The sequence below is a fragment of the Streptomyces sp. NPDC045022 genome (assembly GCF_056432605.1).
On record NZ_JBWKIR010000025.1, the window covers coordinates 93,190 to 100,024 of the forward strand.

Below are 6,835 nucleotides of genomic sequence, written 5' to 3' on the forward strand. Positions count from 1 at the left end.
CGGCGAGCATGGACGACGAGGTCCGAGCGAGGGGGACGCATGGCGTATCCGGTCGAACCACCCGTGTGCGCGCCCGGTGGCGCCGGGGATGTCGCACCGCGCGGCCCGGCCCTCGCCGCCGGCGCGGACCTGGGGATCTCCCGGACCACCGCGCAGGCCGGCTTCACGGTGCCCCTGACCTGGAGTCGTCCGTCGGACCGGGCGGCGCGATGAAGTCGGCGCGGGGACCGGAACGGCAGTCGGCGGCCATGGGCCCGAAGGTCCTGGACAGAGCGCTGCTACGTATCCTGAACGCACGGCGGCAACCCGTCGGCGTGGGCTTCCTGGTGTCCGACACGGTCGCCCTGACCTGCGCGCACGTGGTCTGCGCCGCCCTCGGCACGTCGGCCGACGCACCACCGGAACCCGGCGCGCGCCTGTCGGTCGACCTGCCTCTCGTGCCCACCGTGCCGCGTGCGGACGCAACCGTCGAACTGTGGGTGCCGCCGTGGGGGCCGGGCGGTGCGGCTTCCGGTACCGCCGATGTCGCCGTGCTGCGGTTCGCGGCTCCGTTGCCCGGTGCGGGACCCGTGCGGTTGGTCGACGCGGACGAGTCGGCCGACGCCTCCTCCGACGATGCCGTGGACGGGCTTTGGGGGCACCGGGTGCGGGCCTTCGGACTGCCGGCCGGGCGCCCCGGCGGGGTGTGGCACGCGGGTGTGCTGAGGGGGCGGCAGGCCGACGGCTGGATGCAGGCCGATCTCGCCGGTGACGGTTACCCGGTGTCGCGGGGCTTCAGCGGTGGGCCGGTGTGGGACGACGGTCTGTCGGGTGTGGTCGGCATGGTCGCGGTGGCGGAGTCCGGTCAGCCGCCCGTCAGTTACCTGAATCCCACCAGGGGTCTGGTGGCCGCCTGGCCCGAACTGGGCCCACTCGTGCGGCCGCCCGCGCCGTTCCGCGGACTCGCCGCCTTCGAGGAGGCCGACGCGGCGGTCTTCCACGGCAGGCGGAACGAGAGCGACGGGATCGCCCGGGCGCTCGACGACCGGCAATGGGTCACCGTCGTGGGCCCATCGGGTTCCGGCAAGTCGTCGCTGGCGCTCGCCGGTGTGGCGCCACGGCTGCGAGCGCGTGACGCCTGCGTCGTCGTCCTGCGGCCCGCGTCCGGGAGCAGCCCCCTCGCGGCCCTCGCCTCCGCACTGCTGCCGCTGCTGGAACCCGACCTGCCCGAGACCCGACGACTGGCACGCCTGCCCGAACTGTCCGGCCAACTGCGCCACCACGGCCTCGCGGACACGATCGACCGCCTGCTCGAAGTCCAGGGTGGCAGTCGACTGCTCGTGATCGTCGATCAGTTGGAAGAGCTGCTGTCGCAGCCCCCGGACGCCGTGCGCGACCTGGCCGACGTGCTGTTCGCCGAAGACGCCCTGCCGCCCGCCGTCCGCGTACTCGCCACCCTGCGCGCCGACTTCCTCGAACCCGTCCTCGGTCACACACACCTCGGACCCGTCACCGGTCGGCACCTGCACGCTCTCGGGCCGCTCGGCGAGGACGGACTGCGCGACATTGTCACCACCCCCGTCGAACGCCTCCCCGGCGTCTCCTACGAGCCCCATCTCGCCGAGCGCATCCTCGCCGACACTGGCACCGAACCAGGCGCGCTGCCGCTCCTCGCCCTCACCCTCGACCTGCTCTGGCAGGGGCAGGAGGACGGCGTGCTCACCCACCGCGCGTACGATGAACTCGGCGGTGTCACCGGCGCGCTCGGCAACCACGCCGACCGGGTCTGGGCCGAACACGTGCCGCCGGACGACGAGGCAACCGCCCGCCGGCTGTTCACCCAGCTCGTCCGGTTGCCGCTCGGTGCCGCTGCGGCCACCCGGCGCCTCGCTCGGCGCGGCGACCTCGGCGAGGACCAGTGGCGCATCGCCCAGCGCATCGCCGCGCACACCCGGCTGCTCGTCACCGACCGCAGCGCCGAAGGCACCGAGACCGTGGAGCTCACGCACGAGGCGCTGATCGGCGAGTGGGACAAGCTCGCCGCGTGGGTGGCCGAGGACAGGTCCTTCCTCGGCTGGCGGGAGACCGTGCAGCACGAAATGGAGCGCTGGCAGGAGGCGGACCGTGCCCCCGAACACCTGCCGACCTCCGCGGCGGTGGCCGGCGCCGAACAGTGGCTCCCGGAGCGTGCCGCGGTCCTGAGCGAGGCGGAGCGGGACTACCTGAGGGCCGGCCGGACCCACCGCCGTGCCCGCGCCCGCCGGCGGCGAGCCCTGTTCTCCGGTCTGGCCACGGCCCTGGCGTTCGCTCTGGTGCTCGGCATGCTCTATGTCGTCGAACGCCGCAGCAGCCAGGAACGCGCCGCCCTCGGTGCCTCCCGTGCCCTCGCCCAGGCCGCGTCGGAGTCGACTGTCACCGACCCGGCCCGCGCCGCGTTGCTCTCCCTCGCCGCCTACGACATGTCCCCCACACAGGAGGCCAAGAACGAACTGCTGCGCCAGTACCTTCAGTACAAGGACTACGACCGGGTGCTCTCCGGCGAGCTCGGCGACACCGTCTTCGACAAGAGCCGTGACGGCGACGTGGTCCTCGGGGCGGCCAAGCGCTCCGGCGCTACCCTGTTCGTGCACTCCCTGACCGGACCGCTGCGCACCGTGCGGGTGCCATCCACCGACAAGGTCCAGTACGTCATGGTGTCCGCCGACGGGAGACGCGCCGCCTACGTTCAGTACGACGGCAAGGCCGTGTGGTTCGAGGTGCACCCCGACGCGAAGCAGCCCGTCGGGCCGCTGCACCGGCTCCCCGACGCCCCCGGCATCGGCACGAACTGGAGCGACACCGTAACCCCCGCGATGTCCCTCGACGGCACGATCATGGTCGCCCACGTGCGCAAACGCATCATCTGGTGGAACCTGGACAGCGGCCCGCACGGCATCCTCGCCGGGAACCTTCCGGCGCCCAAGGGCCTCGAGTTCAAGATGTGGCCGGCCCCCGACGACCGGACGTTGCTGGTCCCCGTCTACAAGCGGTTCCGCGACTTCGGGCAGGGCGAGAAGGGCAGCCTGCTCGCCCTCGACCTCAAGACCGGCAGGAGCTGGCTCGTGGTACGCGCCGACGCCGACCAGATCCGCATCTCCGGCGACCGGACCCGAGTCGTCCTGTGCCACGTGCGGGGCGAGACCACCGAGGTCACCGTCCACCGGGTCCGCGACGGCTCGCGAGAGGGCTACGCCTACAGGGAGAAGAACAAGGACTTCGCATCCACCATCTGCTCCGTGCAGTCCCTCGACAGCTCCGGCCTCCGTGTCGCTCTCAGCTCCCTCAAGGGCCTCACCGTCGTCGACATGCGCGACGGCAAGGTCCTCTCCCGCAACAGCCTGCCCGACTCGACCTCCTCGCTCGCCAAGAGCAGCCCATGGCTCGCGGAGTCCGGCGGCAGGCTCTACTACGTCCGCCACAACGAGTCGATGATCGGTTTCGTCCAACTGCGCCCCGGAAACTGGTTCGTCGAGGTCGCCCAGGAACTCCTCACGCACGACGGCAAGTACACGATCACCGTCCTGGCGGACGGCTCGCGCATGCAACGGCACCACGCACGCGAGGACAGCGCCCGCGTGCTCGCCGACGTACCGCGCCGCAAGCCCTACTGGGTACCCGAAGCCTCCGAACCCCTCGCCCTCGACCGCACCGGACGGCTCGTCGCCGACCGCGAGGGCGCGAACATCGTCACCGTTCGCGACGCCACCACGCTGCGCCGCACCACCACCGTCACCACCGCCGAACCTCCCCGACTCGATGACTCCACCCCGTCGATCGGGGACATCGAGATCGACGACAACAAGGGCAGCAGCAAGCACCCGAACTACGATTTCGGCTACTTCTTCGACCGCGGCGGGAAGCTGATCACGGCTTCGGGAAACATCGTCGAGCAATGGGATCCGCGCACCGGCCGGCGACTCGCGCGCTTCGACGCCGCGACGGTCCGCTCCCGAGCCGGAGGAGCCAAGGACGCGGAGGTGATGATCGGCCCCTACCCGGTGGCGAACCGGGTCGCCGTCATCGTCCTGGACCGACCCGGCATCCATGTCGTCGACATCACCACCGGGCGCATCACCGAGACGGTGAAGACCGGCGACGACATCCTTGCCACCCAGTTCGACGCCAAGGGCGAGTACTTCGCGATCCTGCGCAGGGGCTCGGTGTTGGAACTGTGGCGGCGTGGCGACCCGCCGCACAAGGAGATCGGCCCCCTGCGCAGCCTCGCCGAGTCGGCGGGCACGCCGTTCGCCGTCGAATTCCTGGAGGGCGAGGGCCGCTACCTCGTCGCCGCGAACAACACCGTACGCGTCTACCGGATCGGCGAGCCCGGCTACGAGTCGTTCTACTCGTTCACCGGCCCGCGCGACAGCGCACTCGACGGGCAGCACTCGTTCCTGGCCGCCTCGGCGGACGGCAGCACCGTGCTCCACGTCGGCCCCGACGGCACCGGCGGACCTCTCCAACTGGCGCCAGGTCGGTGGTACCGCGAGCTGTGCGACATCATCGGCGACCGGGAACTCACCCGCGGCGAGGTGGATCTGCTCCCTGCAGATCCGAAGTCCCGGAAACCCTGTACCCGGGATGGCTGAGCGACGTCAGACTCACTCTGACCTCTGCCTCGATCAGTTTTTGGACCTGGAATCCGCGCTGATCTGGATCCTTGCGGACGATCTCCACCTCGCGGCTGAGGGTCTGCGCGGCCCAGTCGACCAGGCGGCCGGCCGAAGCCCTGGTCTGCCCAGATCTTCCGGATTTTCGGGTGGTCGAGGCGGGTCCGTCGAGGCGGGTCCCCAGCAGCGGGCGCCTGGCCCTGGCTGTGCTGTTCGAGGGCGACGACCTGGGCAAGTGGCTGGAGCGGCAGAAGAACCCAGGCGCCTGGGCACAGCTGTCCACCGAGCAGCGGGATTCCGGGCCACCAGAAGGCCGCTCAGCACCCCTTGACCAGGTCGGGCGCGGCTCCGGCTCGGGCTGCCGGGCGCTGCTGGTGTACGTCTAGGTCGTCGAAGGCGTGCTGTGCGTCCAGGGCGCCGTCCCACAACTTCCCCGACGCTTTGTCGGCCAGGGCGGACACCAGCCGCAGCCACGCTGGGGCTCCGGCGGCGGTGCGAGCCGGGGCTCCCAGGGTGCGCCCGGCCCACCCCCAGAACTCCCCGCCCGGCTCGGTCTGGACGTCCAGGGCCTTGGCGGCGCGGGCGTGGTGGGCGCGCATGCGCTGTTCGACTGCGCGAGTCTCCGGGGTGTGCCCGGGAGGCTCATCGTGTGGCGGTCTCACCCATCTGCTCGGGAACCCACGGCACGGTGCGAGCGGTGCTGCGTCGCTTGCGGGGGCCGCGTTTCGAGGCGGGTGGGTCGGTCAATGGGGTTGCTGGGCTGGCTGGCAGCGGTGGTCTGCCGACGGCCGTGGCTGCCGCAGGCCGGACGGACCCGAGTGTGGTTCCCGACCCCGTACGGCGTGCAGCTCGCCTCCGAGTGGCCCGAGATGCGCGGACACCGGCCCTCCAGGACCGTGTCCGATCCGACCGCCGTACGGCTGAAGGCCGGCCACACCCTGACCGTGACCGAGACCGCCCTCGCCTTCCTCGAGGACGCCCGCCGCCACGGCGAGCTGTGTCGGCCGCTGGACTGGATCCCCGAGGTCCACCACCCGATCGGGAGCGGCGAGGCCGTCATCCCCGACGCCCTCCTGTATTACCGGCGCACGCCCGTCGACGGGGACAACGGGTCGATGTTGCGGGCGTTCGTGGAAGTCGACCGGGCCACCATGGGCCCCGAACGCCTCGCCGCCAAGCTGACCGCGTACGAGCGCCTCCACCGCTACGTGCCCGCGGTCCCGGGACGCCGGCCGACCCTCCAGGAACCGGTCCTGGAGGAGTGGCGGCGGCGCTACCCGCTCTTCCCCCGCGTCCTGTTCGTCCTGGACGGCACCGGCCCCGCCGGTGTCGACAACCGGATCAGCGTCCTGCGCGCGGGGGCCGGGCTGCTGACACCGTCCCGCTTCCTGCACGACGTCCCCGTCCTCGCGGCGCCGCTGGCCGACCTGCTCCAGCACGGCCCATCCGCACCCGTGTGGCGCCCCGTCCACGACCCCGACCAGCGAGTCCCATGGACCGGTCGGGCGAACCGGCAGTCGTAGCACGCCGACCAGCCATGGTCGGGGATGAGCGCAGACACGGCCGGACCCATGGTCGGGGTCGCACACCAAACGTCGCGGGAACCAGGCCCGAGGGGATGACGAGCGGTGCGACGTCCGAGCGATGAGAGCGATGGCTCCGGGGTTCATGGCTATGTACCCAGGAGCCACCGCTCTGCGTGGCATGCGGACTCAGCGCTTGCCGAGGCTTGGGGCAGTGAGCCTTTTCCAAGCTGGCGCTGTTGACCGCGAGTTGGACAGTCCTGCGCAACGACGAAGCTCCTGGTAGACGGGTTCTCGACCAAGATCGCCCGTGTCTGCCAGGAGCTTCGCGTGCTTGTCTACCCGTCCTCGATCGATCTGTCCAGCCGCACCTTGCGGTTCCTGACCGGTCAGCTGACAGCCAGGCGGCGGGAGCTCGGGACGCGCTGGCGGCGCCTTTCCACCGCACGTCAGGCCCTGCTCGCCCTGGCCCACCTGCGGTGCGGTGACACCTACGCCCAGCTTGCAGCCGGATTCGGCATCGGGATCGCGACCGTCTACCGGTACATACATGAAGCCGTAGAGGCCCTGTCCGTCCTCGCTCCGTCCGTGGCCGAGGCAATGAGGACGATCCGGACGAAGGCGTTCGTCATCCTCGACGGCACCCTGCTGCCGATCGACCGCGTCGCCGCCGACACCCCGTAC

5 protein-coding genes are annotated in these 6,835 nt (G+C 71.3%); 4 read left to right on the top strand and 1 reads right to left on the bottom strand.

The genetic code is table 11. The annotated features are described in order from the left end of the window. The first annotated feature begins 39 nt into the window (after positions 1-39). Positions 40-213 (top strand): hypothetical protein, encoded by a 174-nt coding sequence (locus tag AC07C1_RS32610; RefSeq protein WP_478944902.1) that lies wholly within the window; start codon positions 40-42, stop codon positions 211-213. Then, on the top strand, positions 210-4,607 hold the full coding sequence (locus tag AC07C1_RS32615; protein ID WP_478944904.1) for an nSTAND1 domain-containing NTPase: 4,398 nt from the start codon (positions 210-212) through the stop codon (positions 4,605-4,607). Before AC07C1_RS32610 ends, AC07C1_RS32615 begins: the two co-directional genes overlap by 4 nt. Positions 4,608-4,945: 338 nt before the next feature. Here the strand turns inward: AC07C1_RS32615 and AC07C1_RS32620 are convergent, their stop codons facing one another. Next, positions 4,946-5,227 (bottom strand): hypothetical protein, encoded by a 282-nt coding sequence (locus tag AC07C1_RS32620; RefSeq protein WP_478944906.1) that lies wholly within the window; start codon positions 5,225-5,227, stop codon positions 4,946-4,948. A gap of 147 nt (positions 5,228-5,374) precedes the next feature. Between AC07C1_RS32620 and AC07C1_RS32625 the strand changes: the two genes are divergently transcribed. Both AC07C1_RS32625 and AC07C1_RS32630 read left to right on the top strand, forming a co-directional pair. Continuing rightward, a complete protein-coding gene (locus tag AC07C1_RS32625; protein ID WP_478944908.1) occupies positions 5,375-6,151 on the top strand; it encodes a replication-relaxation family protein in 777 nt (258 codons plus the stop codon). Between the two features lie 330 nt (positions 6,152-6,481). Next, a partial coding sequence (locus tag AC07C1_RS32630; RefSeq protein WP_478944910.1) for a transposase family protein occupies positions 6,482-6,835 on the top strand: 354 nt, incomplete at its 3' end.